The sequence below is a fragment of the Pseudomonas sp. JZ134 genome (assembly GCF_051027695.1).
GTDB lineage: Bacteria > Pseudomonadota > Gammaproteobacteria > Pseudomonadales > Pseudomonadaceae > Chryseomonas > Chryseomonas luteola.
In genome coordinates this window covers 2,089,480-2,107,566 of record NZ_CP069250.1, presented here as the reverse complement: position 1 = coordinate 2,107,566, position 18,087 = coordinate 2,089,480, and the positions used below count along the sequence as shown (strand labels likewise).

The window sequence follows — 18,087 nt, the reverse complement described above, 5'->3', positions numbered from 1 at the left end:
CCGGTAAAAACCTGTGGGTGGTAGAAGCGTTAGATGTGCTGCAAGTCACGAAGGATCGATGAATCTCATTTCACTGGAGGCGCCGCTTAACAGTGGTTCGTTCAGTTCGGCGCAGGCTTTGAGGTAGTCCCAAAGTAGCGTAACGCGCTTCAATGCCCGCAAATCCTCCTGACAATACATCCAGAAATGCCGTGTTATCTGAATTTCCTCCGCAAGCAGCGGTTGCAAACGGGGATCTGGGCCGGCCAGAAAGCAGGGCAAGATCGCCAGCGAGCGTCCCTGAAGCGCCGCCGTATATTGAGCGATTACACTGGTGCTGCGTAACACCGATCGAGCGCTTGGAACAGCGTGTTCCAAATACAACAGCTCCGGGCTAAAAGCGAGATCATCTACATAGGTGATAAAGGTATGCTCAGCCAGATCGCTCCGATCATGAATGGGGCCGTGCCGCTCTAGATAGCCCGGAGTCGCATAGAGCTTGAGCTGGTAATCACACAGTTTCGTGCAGACGTAAGGCCCTCGTTCAGGCCGCTCCAGGGTAATGGCAATGTCTGCCTCACGTTTGGACAGGCTGATGAAATGCGGAACCGGCAAGACATCGACCGTCAGGCTTGGATAGGTTTGCTGAAAATGGCTGACTTGCGGCGCGATGAAGAAGCTGCCGAACCCTTCTGTGGAGCCAATTCGGACATGTCCCGACAGGGACAGCCCTGCGCCGGCGACCTCTTCACAGGCCGATTGCAGCGTGCTCTCGATAGCCTCTGCATAGCCCAGGAGCCGCTGGCCCTCGGTGGTCATTGCAAAGCCGCTGCTGCGTGATTTTTCAAACAGTAAGGCGCCTAGCGTCTGCTCCAGAATACGGATACGGCGTGACACCGTCGTGTAGTCCACCGCCAGCCTACGGGCCGCGCCGGTAGCCGTTCGTGTCCGGGCTACCTCCAGGAAAAACTTGAGATCGTCCCAGTCAAGTGCGGCAGGGGACATGAGATTTTTTTGCATATCGGTCCGGCTTTTTTGTGCGTTCTTATCGGAAGTTTGCACATCTATACTCCGAAACAGCCGCAAGCGCCAGAACGCGATTCCGGCTGATGACACCTCGCACAACAACAATAAGCGGAGGCGTTTATGACTACAGGCACGCCATCACCCAGAGCGACCTCATCTGGTCGCAAGCACTATCGGATCGCCGGGTTGGCCAGCATGGCCGGAACCACCATTGAGTGGTATGACTTTTTCCTCTACGGCACTGCTGCGGCATTGGTCTTCAATAAGCTGTTCTTTCCTGCCCTCGATCCCATGAGTGGCGTACTGGCTGCCTTTGCCACCTACGCTGTGGGGTTTCTTGGTCGTCCCATGGGCGGCATCGTGTTTGGTCATTTCGGTGACCGGATTGGGCGAAAATCCATGTTATTACTGACGCTCATGTTGATGGGCGTTCCTACCATCGCCATCGGCCTGATTCCCACCTATGACCAGATCGGCTACTGGGCAGCCTTGCTGTTGGTAGTCATGCGCTTTCTGCAAGGCATGGCCGTAGGGGGCGAGTGGGGCGGCGCCGTGCTGATGGCGGTCGAGCATGCGCCGGAGGGCAAAAAAGGCTTTTATGGCAGCCTGCCGCAGACTGGTGTTGGAGCAGGCTTGGTACTGGCCTCGCTGGCCATGGGTGCGGTGGCTACTTTACCAGAGGAAGATATGCTGGCCTGGGGGTGGCGGCTGCCATTCCTGGCCAGTGTGGTACTGCTGGGTATTGGCTGGCTGATCCGGGTAAAGGTGGCGGAGTCGCCTGACTTCGAACGGCTCAAGCAGGAGGGGCGCAAGGTCAAGGTCCCCTTGTTTACAGTGCTCAAGGAGCACCCTCGGGAAACTCTGGCCATCATCGGCGCCCGCACGGCTGAAAACGCCTGGTTCTATATGGCAGTCACCTTTGCGCTGGCCTATGCCGCCAATCAGCTCCAGATTCCCCGCGCCAGTGTACTGAATGCTATTACCGCCGGTGCCGCACTGTCCCTGGTCACCATGCCGTTCTGTGGTTATCTCTCTGATCGGGTAGGGCAGCGGCGTCTCTATTTCACCGGGCTGCTCCTGTTGTGTGCCTTTGTTTATCCCTTCTTTGCCATGCTGGGAACACGTGAACCCCTGCTTGTTTGGTGGGCCATGGTGCTGGCCGTGGGCGTAGTGTTTCCCATCCTGTATGCGCCTGAGTCACTGTTGTTTGCCCGTCAGTATCCGGCGCAGATTCGCTATAGCGGAATTTCGCTTTCCGTGCAGTTTGCTGGCGTGCTGGGCGGCGGCTTTGCACCCATGATCGCCACTACGCTGCTGTCGCTGGGAGAAGGCAATCCGCGATACGTCATCGTCTATCTGCTGGTCATGGGTGCGATCGCATTGCTTTGTACGGCCCTGATGAAGCCGGATCCTCAGGTCGGCCGCTCCGCTATTTCCACTACCGCTTCCCGCCCCGTTGGCATGGTCAATTCCACCTCAGGAGAATCCCTATGAACGCCCCCTTGAATGATGCCAAGGCTGATATCAGCCAAGTCAAACTGCTGATCAACGGTGAGTGGGTGGACTCCAAAACGCATGAGTGGCGCGATATTGTCAACCCGGCAACTCAGCAGGTGCTGGCTCGTGTTCCCTTTGCCACGACCGATGAGGTCAATGCGGCTATCGCTGCTGCCCAGCAGGCGTTCACCCGCTGGAAGCGTACGCCTATCGGTGCGCGTATGCGCATCATGCTCAAGTATCAGGCATTGATCCGTGAGCATATGAAGCGGATTGCCCAAACGTTAAGTGCCGAACAGGGCAAGACCGTGGCCGATGCCGAGGGGGATATCTTCCGGGGCCTTGAGGTCGTCGAGCACGCCTGCTCGGTAGGTAGCTTGCAGATGGGCGAGTTTGCCGAAAACGTGGCGGGCGAGGTGGATACTTATACGCTACGCCAGCCCATTGGTGTCTGCGCAGGCATTACACCCTTCAATTTCCCGGCCATGATCCCGCTGTGGATGTTCCCTATGGCTATCGTCTGTGGCAATACGTTCGTGCTCAAGCCTTCCGAACAGGACCCGCTTTCCACGATGCAGCTGGTCGAGTTGGCGCTTGAGGCCGGCATTCCACCCGGTGTCCTCAATGTGGTACACGGCGGAAAGGACGTAGTCGATGCGCTGTGTACTCATCCCGATATAAAGGCTGTCTCCTTTGTCGGGTCTACAGCCGTTGGTACTCATGTTTACAATCTGGCGGGTCAGCATGGCAAGCGCGTGCAGGCGATGATGGGCGCCAAGAATCACGCGGTGGTGTTACCCGATGCCAACAAGGAGCAGACGCTTAATGCATTGGTAGGTGCGGCTTTTGGTGCTGCCGGCCAACGCTGCATGGCCACTTCGGTGGCTGTTCTGGTAGGTAAGGCGTGCGAATGGCTGCCGGAGCTCAAGGCCAAGGCTGAACAACTTAAGGTCAATGCTGGGTCCGAACCGGGGACTGACGTTGGTCCGCTGATCTCCAAACAGGCCAGGGAGCGTGTGCTCGGTCTGATCGAAAGCGGGGTGGCGGAAGGTGCTTCATTGCTGCTTGACGGCCGCAATGTTCAGGTGCCCGGATACGAGCAGGGTAATTTCGTAGGACCTACGCTGTTTTCCGGCGTTACGACAGACATGCGTATCTACACGGAAGAAATCTTTGGTCCGGTTCTGCTGACCCTCGAAGTTGATACGCTGGATGAGGCGATTGCTCTGGTAAATCGCAACCCCTTCGGTAACGGAACTGGGCTCTTTACCCAGAGCGGTGCAGCGGCTCGCAAATTCCAAAGTGAAATCGATGTTGGTCAGGTAGGAATCAATATTCCGATCCCGGTACCGGTTCCCTTCTTTAGCTTTACCGGTTCTCGCGGCTCCAAATTGGGTGATCTGGGGCCCTACGGTAAGCAGGTTGTTCAGTTCTATACCCAGACCAAAACCGTCACGGCCCGCTGGTTCGACGATGACAGTGTCAGTGATGGGGTGAATACCACGATTACCTTGCGTTGATCGGCGCGGTCGTCAACGTTACAGAAGGAGAATAGCCATGCGTATTGCCTTTATCGGTTTGGGAAACATGGGGGCTCCGATGGCGCATAACCTGCTGAAAGCCGGACATGCGCTCACGGTCTTCGATGTCAACGCACAGGCGGTTGGCGCCTTGGCGGAAGCGGGCGCCAAGGCGGCAAACTCCGCCCGGGACGCTGTACTGGAATGTGAGCTGGTCATTACCATGCTGCCTGCCGCGGCCCATGTGCGCAGTGTCTACCTGGGTGAAGAGGGGCTTCTGGCAGCACTGCCTGACGGAGCCGTAGCAATTGACAGCAGCACCATCGATCCTCAGACGGCCCGGGAGGTCGCCCAGGTGGCGGCGGGGCGAGGAATCGCCATGGCCGATGCGCCGGTTTCAGGGGGGACCGGCGGTGCGCAGGCAGGCACCTTAACCTTCATGGTCGGCGCGACGCCTGAGCTGTTCAATCTCATACAGCCGGTACTCTCTGATATGGGTAGGAATATTGTGCATTGTGGTGAAGTCGGAACCGGACAGGTTGCTAAAGTCTGTAACAACCTGCTGCTGGGCATCAGCATGATCGGTGTTGCAGAAGCCATGGCGCTGGGCGATGCGCTCGGCATCGACACCAAGGTTCTGGCCGGCATCATCAATACCTCTACCGGACGCTGCTGGAGTTCGGATACCTATAACCCCTGGCCGGGTATCATCGAGACGGCGCCGTCTTCACGAGGCTACACCGGTGGTTTTGGGACAGACCTCATGCTCAAGGATCTGGGGCTTGCCACTGAAGCGGCGAAGCAGGTGCGCCAACCGGTTCTGTTGGGTGCGCTGGCACAACAGCTCTACCAGAGCATGAGCCAGCGAGGTGAGGGCGGCAAGGACTTTTCCGGCATCATCGGGCTGTACCGCAAGCCTTAGCGCTGATCAGTCGGCCCAGCGGTAATACCACGCCGCTGGGCCAGCGAGTCGGCATCCGGCAGCGCCTCCCTGTACACTAGGCATTCGATTATTTCCGGATGCCTCACATGAAAGACCAACTCCTTGAACTGATCACCCTAATCAGCTCCGGCTGTATGAGCGATGAGGAGATCGCGCGGATCGCTGACGAAGCTGCACAAGCTTATGCCGATCCCGAAGCGTTCCTGGCAGCCAATCCGGATATCAATTACGACGAGACCTTCCCGATTTCGCTGGGCGAGTGGGTAGTAGTCGGCAGTTTGCCGGAAACGGTACTGTTCCAGGCCGATAGCTACGATGAGCTGCTCCAGCACATCATGGATTCCTTCGGCAAGGATGTGCCGTTCAACATCAAACCCAAGCAGCTGGTGAAGGTTGAACCACTCAAGGCGCTCAATCGGATCCAGGTTCAGCTGAGCAGCATGTACAAGGAAAAGGGTGGCTACACCCTGATGGATTTCAGTGAGCCACTTGATGATGAGCTGCAAGCCGTTCTGGTGTACACCCATGACGTGCAGCGCGTACTGGATCTCTGCGCCGAGCTCGACATCTACGCGGCGCCCTCCTATGAAGCGCTAAAGAACGCGTTGGAAGACTGAGGCGTTCAGTCATCAACCTGCCATCTCTCCACTGGATAAACAGCGGGTCGGCCATTATCGACCCTGAGGTTCCCTTTTATGAAAGCCATGGCCAAACATATTCTGGTCAAGACATCCGACGAGGCGGACGCCCTCAAGAAGCGCCTTGAAAAAGGCGAGGCCTTTGACGTACTGGCGAAGAAATTTTCGATTTGCCCTTCAGGAAAGCGGGGCGGCGACCTTGGCGAGGTCAAGCCGGGCCAGATGGTCAGGGTGATCGATCAGGTAATTTTCAAGAAGTCGGTCGGTGATATTCATGGTCCGGTCAAAAGCAAGTTTGGCTATCACCTGGTCAAAGTGTATTACCGGGACTGAGCGCAGCCTGCTCAGTCACCCAGACAGGAACAACGACCCGAGCGAGGACCGTTTTGGCCAACGAACCTGTAACACCTGATGCACCTGCAAAATCCGATCGCTGGCAGTCCCCAGTCTTTCGCATGAAGGTTCTGGCGGGCTGCCTGTTGCTGGCAGCCGCTGTCCTGTATGCGGTCGCTGCCGCACTGCATGACATCCATCCTGCCTGGGGATATGTCGCCGCCTTTGCCGAGGCGGCGATGGTTGGCGCGATCGCCGACTGGTTTGCGGTTACCGCGCTGTTCAGGCATCCCCTGGGGCTGCCCATTCCTCACACGGCTATCATTCCACGTAACAAGGCGGGCATAGGGCGCAAGCTTTCGGATTTCATCTGTCTTCATTTCCTGTCCACCCCTCAGCTGATGGCAAAGGTCAGAGAATTCAACGCAGCCGACCAGCTGGCCGGCTGGCTGCAAAAGCCTCACCATGCCGAAGCCCTGGGGAATCATCTGATAGGGATGGCCCGATTCGGTGTAGGTGCCTTGCGGGATGAGCGTGTTCAGCGCTTCATCCAGCGCACGGCGACGGCTCGGTTGCAGCAGGTTGACCTGGCACTGTTGAGCGGGCAGTTGCTGGATGTCATGACGGCAGACCGGCGCCATCAGGCCATGCTCGATGATGTGCTGCGTGAGATCGACCGCATGATGAGGAACGAAGATACTCAGGCGATGATTGCCCGTGCCATCTCTTCAGAGCTCAGCGCGTTGCGCTATGTTCGGCTTGATGAGTATGCGGGGCGCTGGTCGGCCGAGAAGGTCGTCAAGCGGATCTCGGTGCTCATTACCGAGATCAGCGAAGACAAGGATCATGAGATGAGGGCTCGCTTCGACCATTATGTCGCGGACTTCATCGAGAAGCTCAAGAACGATCCCGAATTTCGGGTGAAAGGCGAGCAGGTCCGTATGCAGCTGATCGAGCACCCTGCCATTGCCGGGTATCTGCAAGGGCTCTGGGATGATCTGATCGACTGGCTGCAGGATGACCTGGGCAAGGACGATTCCTCAATACGTCGACGCCTGATTCGTCTGACCCAGGGGCTGGGGGCTGCGCTGGCAGCGGATGCGCCTATGCGGCAATGGATCAATGACCAGATCGAGGAGGTAGCGCCTCCTGTCATTGAGCGTTATCGCGGTCAGGTGGGAGACTACATCGCCGAGCGAGTCGAAGCCTGGAACACTGACGAGTTGGTCGAACAGCTTGAGAAGAACGTAGGCAGAGACCTGCAGTTCATCCGCATCAATGGCACGCTCGTAGGCGGACTGGTTGGACTGATCATCCATACGGTCACCCAACTGCTGGTAGGGTAGCAGGGTGAAGAAGTGCCGGATGGCCCGGCACTTCCAGCTGGTTAAAGCAGGCGGAACTGCTGCTCCTTTACCTCTTCCGAATCCAGTCCGATATAGACCTTGAATGCACCGGGCTCGGCGGCGTACTTCAGGTCTGCATTGTAGAATTTTAGGTCTTCTTCACTGATATCGAAGTCGATAATCTTTTCTTCGCCAGGTTGCAGCATGACCTTGCGGAAATTCTTCAGCTCCTTGATCGGACGACTGATTGAGGCAGTAACGTCTCGCAAGTACAGCTGTACAACCGTCTCGCCCGCGCGCTGTCCCGTATTTTTCAGCGTCACACTGGCTTTCAGTCTGCCATTTCGGTGCAGCGTGCCGCTGGAGAGCGTTATATCGGAAAGGTCGAAAGTGGTGTAGCTCAAGCCGTAGCCGAAGGGATACAGCGGTCCGTTAGCCTCATCGAAATAGCGAGACGTGTATTTGCCCGGGTCCTTGGGATTGAACGGTCTGCCGGTATTGAGGTGATTGTAATAGATGGGTATCTGGCCAACCGAGCGTGGAAAGGTCATAGGCAGCTTGCCGGAGGGGTTGTAATCGCCAAACAAGACATCGGCGATAGCGTTACCGCCCTCAGTGCCACTAAACCAGGTTTCCAGTAGCGCGTCGGCCTGTTGGCTTTCCCAACTCAGATCCAGTGGTCGGCCATTCATGAGCACCAGTACCAGAGGCTTACCAGTGTCTTTCAAGGCTCTGATCAAGCGGCGCTGATTGTTCGGAATATCGATATGGGCGCGGCTGGATGCTTCATGGGCCATGCCTTGCGATTCACCTACCGCGGCGATGATGACATCCGCCTTCGAGGCTACCTCGACCGCCTCCTCAATCATATCTTCGGTAGAGCGGTGGTCTACCTCGACAGCAGGGTCGTAGGAGTTCAGATAGGCAAGAATGCTGGCGTCATCAGTAATGTTGGCGCCTTTGGCATAGACCAGTGTGGCCTTGTCACCGACCGCGTTAGCCAGGCCCTGATAAAGGGAGACGGCTTGCTGGGTCATCCCGGCGGCTGACCAGTTTCCCATTACGTCGCGCTGGCTCTTGGCCAGGGGACCGATAACCGCAATGGTACCGTTCTTTTCAAGTGGAAGCAGGTTGCCTTTATTCTTGAGCAGGACCTGGCTTTTGCGGCCTACCTCCCGCGCGGCTTCCCGGTGTAAGCGGCTCTCGGCGTTGGTATCAAAAGGTGGATCGTTCGGTTTGCCCAGGAAGGCATAAGGGTCCTTGAACAGGCCCAGGTCATATTTGGCGCTGAGTACATAACGGCAGGCATCGTCGATTTCCTGTTGGCTGACCTCACCGCTCTTGAGCAGGGCGGGAAGCTGAGTGCCATACAAGTCGTCGTGCATGTTCAAGTCCACGCCTGCCTTGATAGCGAGTTTTGCGGCTTCGCGCCCATCTTCGGCGACGCCGTGACGGATCAACTCGTTGATGGCGCCATGATCGCTGATGATGAGACCCTTGAAGCCCCACTGGTCTCTCAGCAGATCCTTGAGCAGCCATCGATTGGCTGTGGAAGGAATGCCGTTAATGGCGTTGAGGGAAACCATGACACTGCCCGAGCCTGCCTCCACTGCCGCCTTGTAGGGAGCAAGATAGTCCTGGAACATGCGCTGGGGGCTCATGTCGACCGTGTTGTAATCACGACCGCCTTCAGTCGCGCCGTACAACGCGAAGTGCTTGAAGCTGGCCATAATCGAATGCGTAGACGCCAGGTCGTCACCCTGATACGCCTTGATCAGTGTGCCGGCAATCCTTGAGGTCAGGTAGCTATCTTCACCAAACGTCTCGGAAACCCGTCCCCAGCGAGGGTCACGAGTGACGTCAACTGTCGGCGAGAAGGTGAGATTCAGACCGTCTGCACTGGCTTCCTCTGCTGAAATGCGCCCGCTCAAGGCAATCGCATCCAGATCCCAGCTGGACGCCATCCCCAGGTTGATAGGAAAAATGGTGCGGTGGCCATGCACCACATCATAAGCATATAACAGTGGGATCTTGAGGCGGCTGTGCTCTACCGCCTGGACCTGCATCTGACGAATGTCGGGCCGAGTGACCGTATTGAACATCGCGCCTACCTTACCGGCCCGAATGTCTGCCATGATGGCGTCCTTGGTGTAGTCAGGACCAACGCTTACCAGGTTGAGCTGGCCTATCTTTTCTTCAAGCGTCATTTGTTTCATGAGCTTGTCGATAAAAACACTCTTGTCATGTTCCCTGACTGAAGGGGCAGCGCGGTCTGTTTCAGCCAGCGCAGCAGCACAAAAACATGCCGCCAAGGTTCCTAGCACATACAGCTTCTTCAAGTGACACCTCAAAGGGTTTTATTCTTCTTTCTTTCTTGCAGCGAAACGGCAAGAGTGAGCAGTTTCGCATAACAGCAAAATGCGGGCATGTGATTTCTGAAGCGTCGAGTTCAGCCGGTTGACCGACTGTCTTTTTAGTTCGACAGGCTACTGTTTTCAGGTCCGTGATGTCATTCTGATAACCTGTGACTTCGGCGGATGGACGCGGCAGGGTATATTAGCGATCTATACTGATAGCGTTCATCGGACGTTGTCATGGTTTGCAGTTCAGTAAGGGTTACCCGTGCGCACAGGCATCTACGTCGATTCAGACAATATCAGCTCAAGTGGCGGCAGCTACATGCGCTACGAAACGCTCAGGCGTTTCTATGAGGCATCCAGCGTAGTCACTATCGCCAAGGCTTATCATGCCTTCGACGAAGTGCTGGCCGAAGAAAAGCCCGAGTATGCGAACTGGCATGCTGCCCACGTAGCCCGTATCCAGGGCGCCGGGTTTCGGTTGTTGATCAAGCCGGTCAAGCGCTACAACAACGATACGGGCACGTCCCGCAAGGGCAATGTCGATGTGGAACTCACCGTTGATGTCCTGACCCAAGCTGACAAGCTGGATCGGGTCGTGCTGGTGACAGGCGACGGTGATTTTGTCGCGCTGGCACAGGCGCTTCAGGCGAAGGGCGTACGGGTGGAAGTCGTAGCGTTCAAAAATATCTCAAGCGATCTTGTCCAGATCGCCGATGTGTTCCTCAATGCCTATCTGATCCCCGATATTCTGGCTGGCGATGCTCAGCCCCGGGACCGAGTTATTCAGATCATGAATGTCGACCTGAATGGACAGCGAGCCTTCTATTCCTGCCTGGAGCAGGCGCCCACCTCGCTCTCGCCGGATGATCCGGCCTGGTTGCGTGGCGAGCTCAGGTTGACCAAGTCGATGATTGACTCCCGTAATTTCCGTCCCGGCAAAATTCTCGCCTGGCGTGGACGTAATGCGGATGAGCAGGCGTTTGAAGTTTTGGCAACGCAGCGACTGTAATTTAATGCTGTCGCCATGTGACTTAGGGTGCAGGACGGCACTCTATGAATTAAGGTGATTTGCAGCATTAACCCTTACAGTATGCAATCTTTGTTTCAGGCTTTTGGTCTTCCAGGTTTGCCTAGATATGCTTGATCTCGAAAATGGGTACGACTCGAAGGCCAAGCGGTTACCGCTACAGCTCCTGACGATTCTCTTTTTAGTCACGGTTTGCCTGTCAATGGTGGCATTGACGGCTTGGCAGGTCTGGAATTCGCGAAATGTCCAGATCAACGAAGGCGAGGTCATGACCTCCAACCTTGCAAAGTCCTTGGCCCAGCATGCCGAAGATACGTTCACCGAGGCTGATGCCGTACTGCTCGGTCTGCAGGAGCGTATGGAAATAGATGGCACCAGTGCCCAGCACATGACTCGGATGAGTATGCTGCTCAGGCGGCATGTGCAGGACCTTCCACAGCTCGAGGGGTTGTTCGTCTATGATGAGAAGGGCAATTGGCTGGCGACATCCTTTCCGACGATACCGGCCAATAGCAATAATGCGGACCGTGATTACTTCAAGCAGCATGCCTCCAATTTCAACCTGACGCCGCACATTGGTCATGCCGTGCGCAGCCGCTCTTCCAACAACTGGATCATTCCGATCTCACGGCGTTTCAACAAGCCTGATGGAAGCTTTGGTGGCATCGTGTTGGCTACGGTCAAGATGAGCTATTTCCAGCAGTTCTATGACAGTTTCAAGCTTGATGACGAGGGCGCGATCTTTCTTGCCCTGACCGATGGCTCGATCATCGCCCGACGTCCTTTTAAAGATGAATACGTTAACAAAAGCATTCAGCAAGGTCCGATTTTCAGTAATTATCTTCCTGGCGCACCTGTAGGTGTCGCGGTGGTCCGCGCGTCCGTAGATAACGTTGAGCGCATGTATGGTTATCGCCAGTTAGAGCGTTATCCATTGGTAATTGGTGCCGCCTTGTCCAAAAAAGCTGTTCTGGCTAATTGGACTGACGAGACGCGCAGAGCCGTTGCCATGGTGGCGCTGATGCTGTTGGGCATGACGATGTTCGGGCTTTTACTACTCAGGCAGATTCAGCACGGCATGCAGGCAGAGGCTGACCTGGTCGATGCCAAGCAGGGGCTTGAAAAGTTGGCCATGCATGACGGCCTGACCGGTCTCGCCAACAGACGTTATCTGGATACATTGTTGCCTGCCGAGCTGGGACGTGCACTTCGTTATTCTCATCCGGTCGGTCTGATCATGATCGATATCGACTACTTCAAGACGTATAACGATCTCTTCGGTCATCCAGGCGGTGACGATTGCCTGCAACGTGTTGCCAAAGCCATCCAGAAAAGCCTCAACCGCCCCAGCGATGTTGCTGTTCGCTATGGTGGCGAGGAGATTTCGGTACTTCTACCAGGAAGCGATCTGGATGGATCCGTTCTGGTTGCGGAGCGGATTCGTGAAAACGTACGAGAGCTCAAGCTGGCGCATCCTGGTAATCCAACCGGCTATGTAACGGTCAGCTGCGGTGTGCATGCGTATGTACCTAGTCGTGGCGATGAGTGTTCCGGCAAGAAACTCATCATGAACGCGGATCAGGCACTTTACCGTGCCAAACGTGACGGCAGAAATCAGGTTCAGGCGAACCGTGAGCCTTTTCATCAGGCATAATCTGCATGCCATAAATGAGAGTTTGCTATAAGATTACAGCCTAGTTTGTTGTTTAAATTGAACTAATTCTCATCTGTAAGGTCTTTGCGCAACCTAGTTATCTGTAGTTGGGCAGGGACCTATGCAACATTTACGTTACGAAGCCATTTGTGGAAAGATCCGATACGCCCTGGCGCCTCTTCGCTGCGTCTTTAAACAAGGTGAGGCGTACAGAACTTTCAGCTTCATGGTTCACGATAAGGAAAATGGCATCCTGTTCAGTTCCGAGCCGTTGAACAGTGCTTATTTCAGCAACCCCATCGTCCTGCATCATTACCTGAAGGATTTACGTGAGCGCTTGGCTGACCAAGGCGTTGCGCTCGCTGACTGGCAGGATTGCATTACGCTTGAAAAACTGGCGACATGGCGCAAGCGGGTGTTACCCAAGCCAGGCCCCACCATGCGCGCCGCAACGTCCTGAGTTCAGTCGAGTCGTCTGCCGTCTGAGAAGGGACGTATGTCCAGTCCTGGTTGCAAAGGCGGCTCTACATGATCAGGGATCGGCTTTGGGCGTTGATAGTTTCTGGATTCGGCTATCAGCGCCTTGGCAGAACCGAGCAGCGCTTCAAGTTCAGTATCGATCTGGATCAGCCGGTCTATCAGATAACGTGCCTTGTCTGCGTATTCAGGATGAATACTGCCATCCAGCACCAAGGCCAGACGGCAAACCTCAGAGACATATGTCTGAAAGCGTGCTGAATCGATGGCCGCTACAGCACTGTCGATACGAAACTCGCTGGCATCCTTGCTGGCATGAGTGAAACTCAAGATGATCTTCCATTCCACAATAAATGTAGGTTATTAGATCACAGGGTTAATGGTAATGGCTAATTGCCTTTATATCATTTTGATCTAGGCTCCATAGCGCTCAGATAACGCCTTGATGTCTGCACGTTTGGCTCACCCTAAAAGATTAAAGGCTGTTCAGCTTTTGTTTTGGTTGGATGGGATATCTTGAAACTGCAATCTCATCACCTCCTATGAGCTTAGTCAGCACCGTTAGAACCGCATTACTGACAACCCCGCCTCGGCGGGGTTTTTATTTGCCTTAAGAAAATTTAATGGTTATCGGCAACCCCGCAGGACCGGTTCAGGCTCCCGCGGGCTATCAGTGTCACCGATATTTAATGAGATTTTTCAGCGTTGTTGCCCAGAGCGGTCTCAAGCAGGTCTGCCTCACGCACGAGTTTGCGTAAGGTGTTGTCATTGATAATGTGCTTGCTGCGCAACTTGTAATACTCATGGCGCTCAGCTTTCAATGCTTCCAGACGGGTTTCACGCTCCAGCTCCCGGCGACTTTCCAGGACAGGTGTGGAGAGCTCGACATTATTGATCTCCAACCGCTTGTGGTAGTAGTCCATCAGCTGGAGCGTAACGTCATTGAACGCAATGATGATTTCTTCATCACCCTTGTGCTCGGCCAGTTTCTTGGCTTTTTCCTGTCGGTAGCTTTCAATTCGACGAATAGCCGCTTCAGCGCCGCGAATGCGGGCTGTTCGCTCCTCTTCATACGCCTTGGTGTCCTTTGGCAAGTGCAGATTCCGAAGCACCAGGGGAAGGCCGATACTGCCGGCAATCAAGGTAAACATAATGACGCCGGTAGCCAGGAAGATAAGTAGCTCTCGTGCTGGAAAGGGAGTGCCATCATTCATTGCGACCGGTAAGGAGAGCGCTGCTGCCAAGGTTACCGTGCCTCGGATACCAGCTAGGCTACCCGCAAGAATGACGCGCATCGATACCCTGGGTCTGGCTTTACGCCTGGACAGCAGGCGAGGCAGGTGGGCTGCGCCCAAAATCCAGACAAAACGCATGGCAAACAATGATAAGGAAATCAGGCCGACCAGACCTAGCAGCTTGAAGAATTCGAGCGTACCGCCATTCTGCTCCGCATAGTGCAGGGCACCCTCGATGATTTCGGGTAGTTGAAAACCTAGGAGAAGGAAGACCAGGGCGTTGAGCACAAACTCAAGCATGTCCCAAACGCTGCGCGTTTGAATGCGTGAGCTGGTCTGGTCCTGACGTTTCAGGTCCTTATAGTTAATGACCATCCCCGCAGCTACGGCGGACAGGATGCCCGACATATTGAAATGCTCAGCCACCAGATAAGCTGCAAAGGGCAGCAGAAGCAGTAGAAGCACGATTTGGATCGTTGAAGCTTCGCCCAGTCGGCGCTCGATCAGGCGCGTCCTGATGAAGTTGAAAACAAAGGCCATGGCCGCGCCGATGACGAGACCACCTATCGAGATCATGAAGAAGCCCACAGTGGCATCCATGATGGAAAACGCGCCGGTAAGCGCTGCCGCAACTGCAAACTTGAACGCCACAAGGCCTGAGGCATCGTTCATCAACGATTCGCCTTCGAGGATATGCATGAGCCGCGGCGGAACGGGGAGACGACCGGAAATGGCGGACACCGCCACGGCATCGGTGGGGGACAGAATGGCAGTGAGCGCAAAGCAGACGGGCAAGGGCAGGTGAGGGAATATCCAATGCACGACATAGCCGACACCAACCACCGTCATAAGCACCAGACCTAGGGCCAGCGCCAGGATAGGACCTCGCAGAATCATGAACTCCCTTTGCGGGAAGCGTCGCGCATCGGCAAAGAGAAGCGGAGCAATAAAGAGCAGCATGAAGATTTCAGGCTCAAGTTCCACATGCAGACCGCCGGCAGGCCAGGCCAGCAAGGCACCAAATGCGATTTGAACCAGCGGTGTCGGAAGTACGGGTAGGAAGCGGGCAGCCACACCGGTTGCAGACGCTACCAGTAGCAGAATCAGAACGAGATAAACGGTATTCATGGGTAAGGCGGATCAACCTGCAGGAAAGGGTTGATGGCTAGTCAAACCGTCGAGCGGGACGAGGCGTATGAATGCTAGAGGGAAACGCAGGGAAGCATAACTACGGCAAGGTACAGCTTAAGGTGTTGAAGCCAGAATGGATTGCAGTCGAGACAGCCTTGACATAGCTTTTGGCTATAAGCAAGGCCGTACCGATTAGACTCTATTAGTTATTTATCGCGATGTCTATGAACGCATTGTCGCGTACGTTGTGGCATGGCCTAGACCTCTGCCTACCTTTTCACGCCTCTCTACCTTCGACTTTGCGGATGGTACAAACCGTATCGAACCAAGCCTGGTTACCAATGAGCGGTTGTGGGTTGATGGGAATAATTCGGTTCACGTTGTAACCGTTACCGCGGCCGCCCTGGCGTTCATCCCACCAGAGCGAGGTGCTTAGGTCATCCTGTTCTGGAGTCCCTCCATAACCCTGCTGGCCAAGTGTCGCTTCGGTATTGCGCTCGCCCTGACGTGCAAGGGCAGCGCGACCCGATACGAGATAGCCAAGGCTGTTGGATACCGCAAACACGCGAGGATGTATGCCCTGGGTTACGAAAATACGAACACGCTCGGAACCTACAGGCTCACCTGTCCCCTTATAGGCTTGGTCACCATGCGGGCCGCTGACCGGGCGGTAGGTGGTCAATTCAACCCAGTCGCCGGTTTTAAGGCCAAGTGACGCGGCAGTAGATGCATTGATCCACATGGGATTGTCATGGACGATTTCCGTCAGGTATTTCTGATTGGCTGTCCGGGCCTGAGTATGCACATTCCATTTGAAGCTGGTCAGGATGAACCGGTCTTCCGGCAGGTTCTGGTGCGCAGGAATAGGGATATAACTGGGCAGACCGTCATCGGTAATGCCGAGCGTCGTAGCGACCTTGACCAGCTCCGGGCAGTACAGCTCGAATTTGCGAGAGGGGGTCTGGAAACCTCTGACTGCTGTGCGAATCCCGTCCTCTTCGATCATCAGGCCAATAGCACTTTCCTGGCCGGACGCATTGGCCGTGTAGATGACCTGCGTGGCTTCATCGACCCGTGCGTTGCGGAGCTGTTCAGGCGTGAGGCGCTGGCGATGCACCTCGTAGCTTTTCGGAGCGCTGCGGTCGATGTATACGCCATGCTTTTTCATGTACTCGAAGCCATCAGCTTCTTCGCCAGCCGGTATGTTGGCGCATTGGTGTCGGACAAACGCCTCATGGTCACCAAACTGAAAGTATCTGGCCTGTTCCGGGCCGAGGCGTCGACCAATATCAAACAGCACATCGGCATAGCTACGTGCTTCGCCCGGTGGCTGGACCATGGGTTGACGCAAGGTAACGAAGTGCTGGAGTTCCAGGCTGTTACGGGTATCAAGCCCCCAGCGCTCCAGGTAGGTCGCATCCGGCAGGATCAGATCGGCGTAATGGGCCATCTCTGAATAAACTACGTCGGAGCAGGCATGAAAAGGGATCAGGGATTCATCCTTGAGCACCTCGACCGTTGTCGAGCGGCCCTCGGGCCAGGTCATGGGAGAGCTGATCGTATAGGATAGATACACATCAACCTTGGCGCGGCCTTGGCGGATGTAGTCATACACAATCTGGCCCACCTTCATCTCCTGCCAGCGGTTGGCCAGTGGCCACTCGGGTGGATCTTCCAGATCCGTTCTCAGCTTCGGCTTGGGCGGCACAGGTTGCGGGTGCGGGTAGCGAGTGGCGCTGAGCTTTTCTTCCAGGCCATAGCAGTAACCACCCGGCTGGCCTACAGCGCCAACCAGGGCATTGAGCATGACCACGGCGCGTTCAGCATTGAGTCCATTGTAATGGGCGCCTGTCCCCCGGTTGGTAAACGCCACAGCAGCGGGGCGCTGGCGAGCAAATTCAAGTGCAAGGCGTTCGATGTCGCTGGCGGCGATCCCTGACTGCTGGGCCGCCCATTCAGGCGTGTAAGGGGCAAGGAAGGCATGGACTTCTTTCAGGCTCAGGTTGACGAAGTGCTCCATGAACCTGCGGTCGTATTCACCCTCGCGCATGATGACGTGGCCCATGGCGAGCGCAATGGCGCCTTCAGTTCCCGGAAAAGGTGCATGCCATTCATCGCTGCGGCCAGCGGTATTGGATAAACGAACGTCGAAGGTTACAAGCTTGGCGCCATGGTCAAAGCGTGCAGTTGCCATGCGCTTGACCAAATGAAGACCGCCCTGGTGGGCTTCATAGAAATTGGAGCCGAAGTTCAGAAAGTACTGGCAGCGCTCGGCATCAATGGACTCCCAATCGGTATCACCCAGGCTGATGTAATTGGCGCCGCGCTTGCTGGCCGAGCACAGGGCGCGATGGTTGAGCTGAACAGGTGAGCCGATAGCGCCCAAGAAGCGCTTGATCTCGGCGTCAATGCGAGAGCGTCCGGCATGCAAGGCGACCCGTTCGGGGTGCCCTGCATCGATACTGCGCTGAATGCGCGAGGCAATCTCTGTATAAGCTTCATCCCAGCTAATCCGTTGCCATAAACCTTCGCCCCGAGCGCCCGCCCGCTTCAGAGGATAAAGCAGTCGCTCGGGATAGTCATTGATCGTCGGCCCGCTCTGACCCTTGGCACAGGTCATGTAGCTACCCATGTTTGGATCGAGAGGGTTGCCACGAATCTTGACGACCTGGTTATCAATGACAAAGCCTTCGATACCGCATACGGTGGAGCAGTTCAGGCATACGCTTTTGACGCGTTTGGCCTGACTGTAATCATGCTTGGTCTTGCGGGGCGGTGGATCCATGGCCAGGGCGGCAGCGACACCACCGGCACCAACGGCGGTACCTACGCCCAGATAGATGTATTCACCCAATTTAAGCTGCGCGAGCGCTGCCATTCCGGATTTGATGAACGTGCGACGTTTCATTGATTCATGCTCG

General features: G+C 55.6%; 14 protein-coding genes. 9 read left to right on the top strand and 5 right to left on the bottom strand.

Annotation, left to right across the window (positions count from 1 at the left end; translation table 11 throughout):
* Positions 1 to 45: 45 nt before the first annotated feature.
* Entirely contained in the window at positions 46 to 999 is a 954-nt protein-coding gene (locus JQR86_RS09790; RefSeq protein WP_083848856.1) for a LysR family transcriptional regulator, read from the bottom strand.
* A gap of 126 nt (positions 1,000 to 1,125) precedes the next feature.
* On the opposite strand from JQR86_RS09790, the gene JQR86_RS09785 reads away from it, so the two are divergent.
* From JQR86_RS09785 to JQR86_RS09760, 6 genes are all read left to right on the top strand, one after another.
* Positions 1,126 to 2,499: an MFS transporter gene (locus JQR86_RS09785; RefSeq protein WP_010798257.1), complete on the top strand. Its 1,374-nt coding sequence runs from the start codon at positions 1,126 to 1,128 to the stop codon at positions 2,497 to 2,499.
* On the top strand, positions 2,496 to 4,022 hold the full coding sequence (locus tag JQR86_RS09780; RefSeq protein ID WP_434153478.1) for a CoA-acylating methylmalonate-semialdehyde dehydrogenase: 1,527 nt from the start codon (positions 2,496 to 2,498) through the stop codon (positions 4,020 to 4,022). The genes JQR86_RS09785 and JQR86_RS09780 overlap by 4 nt, the downstream gene beginning before the upstream one ends.
* Before the next feature lie 37 nt (positions 4,023 to 4,059).
* Entirely contained in the window at positions 4,060 to 4,944 is an 885-nt protein-coding gene (mmsB, locus tag JQR86_RS09775) for a 3-hydroxyisobutyrate dehydrogenase (RefSeq protein WP_074826341.1), read from the top strand.
* Positions 4,945 to 5,051: 107 nt separating this feature from the next.
* On the top strand, positions 5,052 to 5,582 hold the full coding sequence (locus JQR86_RS09770; protein ID WP_074826344.1) for a hypothetical protein: 531 nt from the start codon (positions 5,052 to 5,054) through the stop codon (positions 5,580 to 5,582).
* 78 nt (positions 5,583 to 5,660) lie between these two features.
* Positions 5,661 to 5,936, top strand: coding sequence for a peptidylprolyl isomerase (locus JQR86_RS09765; protein ID WP_010798261.1), 276 nt, complete (start codon positions 5,661 to 5,663; stop codon positions 5,934 to 5,936).
* 122 nt (positions 5,937 to 6,058) lie between these two features.
* Positions 6,059 to 7,282: a DUF445 domain-containing protein gene (locus JQR86_RS09760; protein ID WP_404627619.1), complete on the top strand. Its 1,224-nt coding sequence runs from the start codon at positions 6,059 to 6,061 to the stop codon at positions 7,280 to 7,282.
* A 41-nt stretch (positions 7,283 to 7,323) separates the two neighbouring features.
* Here the strand turns inward: JQR86_RS09760 and bglX are convergent, their stop codons facing one another.
* On the bottom strand, positions 7,324 to 9,621 hold the full coding sequence (bglX, locus tag JQR86_RS09755) for a beta-glucosidase BglX (protein ID WP_404627425.1): 2,298 nt from the start codon (positions 9,619 to 9,621) through the stop codon (positions 7,324 to 7,326).
* Between the two features lie 283 nt (positions 9,622 to 9,904).
* On the opposite strand from bglX, the gene JQR86_RS09750 reads away from it, so the two are divergent.
* From JQR86_RS09750 to JQR86_RS09740, 3 genes are all read left to right on the top strand, one after another.
* Positions 9,905 to 10,651, top strand: a complete 747-nt coding sequence (locus JQR86_RS09750; protein ID WP_010798264.1) for an NYN domain-containing protein — start codon at positions 9,905 to 9,907, stop codon at positions 10,649 to 10,651.
* A 127-nt stretch (positions 10,652 to 10,778) separates the two neighbouring features.
* Positions 10,779 to 12,323: a sensor domain-containing diguanylate cyclase gene (locus JQR86_RS09745; RefSeq protein ID WP_434136200.1), complete on the top strand. Its 1,545-nt coding sequence runs from the start codon at positions 10,779 to 10,781 to the stop codon at positions 12,321 to 12,323.
* Positions 12,324 to 12,549: 226 nt separating this feature from the next.
* A complete protein-coding gene (locus tag JQR86_RS09740) occupies positions 12,550 to 12,783 on the top strand; it encodes a hypothetical protein (RefSeq protein WP_037030230.1) in 234 nt (77 codons plus the stop codon).
* A 2-nt stretch (positions 12,784 to 12,785) separates the two neighbouring features.
* On the opposite strand, the gene JQR86_RS09735 is transcribed toward JQR86_RS09740, so the two are convergent.
* The 3 genes from JQR86_RS09735 to JQR86_RS09725 form a co-directional block, all read right to left on the bottom strand.
* Entirely contained in the window at positions 12,786 to 13,130 is a 345-nt protein-coding gene (locus tag JQR86_RS09735; protein WP_150347431.1) for a hypothetical protein, read from the bottom strand.
* Between the two features lie 356 nt (positions 13,131 to 13,486).
* A complete protein-coding gene (locus JQR86_RS09730; RefSeq protein WP_286788835.1) occupies positions 13,487 to 15,163 on the bottom strand; it encodes a Na+/H+ antiporter in 1,677 nt (558 codons plus the stop codon).
* Positions 15,164 to 15,443: 280 nt separating this feature from the next.
* Positions 15,444 to 18,074, bottom strand: coding sequence for a molybdopterin-containing oxidoreductase family protein (locus JQR86_RS09725; RefSeq protein ID WP_434153477.1), 2,631 nt, complete (start codon positions 18,072 to 18,074; stop codon positions 15,444 to 15,446).
* Positions 18,075 to 18,087 lie beyond the last annotated feature (13 nt).

What these genes read in the sequence shown, in the direction of transcription:
- JQR86_RS09790 (WP_083848856.1), bottom strand. Translation starts at nt 999, where the DNA reads ATGCAAAAAAATCTCATGTCCCCTGCCGCACTTGACTGGGACGATCTC.
- JQR86_RS09785 (WP_010798257.1), top strand. Translation starts at nt 1,126, where the DNA reads ATGACTACAGGCACGCCATCACCCAGAGCGACCTCATCTGGTCGCAAG.
- JQR86_RS09780 (WP_434153478.1), top strand. Translation starts at nt 2,496, where the DNA reads ATGAACGCCCCCTTGAATGATGCCAAGGCTGATATCAGCCAAGTCAAA.
- mmsB (WP_074826341.1), top strand. Translation starts at nt 4,060, where the DNA reads ATGCGTATTGCCTTTATCGGTTTGGGAAACATGGGGGCTCCGATGGCG.
- JQR86_RS09770 (WP_074826344.1), top strand. Translation starts at nt 5,052, where the DNA reads ATGAAAGACCAACTCCTTGAACTGATCACCCTAATCAGCTCCGGCTGT.
- JQR86_RS09765 (WP_010798261.1), top strand. Translation starts at nt 5,661, where the DNA reads ATGAAAGCCATGGCCAAACATATTCTGGTCAAGACATCCGACGAGGCG.
- JQR86_RS09760 (WP_404627619.1), top strand. Translation starts at nt 6,059, where the DNA reads ATGAAGGTTCTGGCGGGCTGCCTGTTGCTGGCAGCCGCTGTCCTGTAT.
- JQR86_RS09745 (WP_434136200.1), top strand. Translation starts at nt 10,779, where the DNA reads ATGCTTGATCTCGAAAATGGGTACGACTCGAAGGCCAAGCGGTTACCG.
- JQR86_RS09740 (WP_037030230.1), top strand. Translation starts at nt 12,550, where the DNA reads ATGGTTCACGATAAGGAAAATGGCATCCTGTTCAGTTCCGAGCCGTTG.
- JQR86_RS09730 (WP_286788835.1), bottom strand. Translation starts at nt 15,163, where the DNA reads ATGAATACCGTTTATCTCGTTCTGATTCTGCTACTGGTAGCGTCTGCA.
- JQR86_RS09725 (WP_434153477.1), bottom strand. Translation starts at nt 18,074, where the DNA reads ATGAAACGTCGCACGTTCATCAAATCCGGAATGGCAGCGCTCGCGCAG.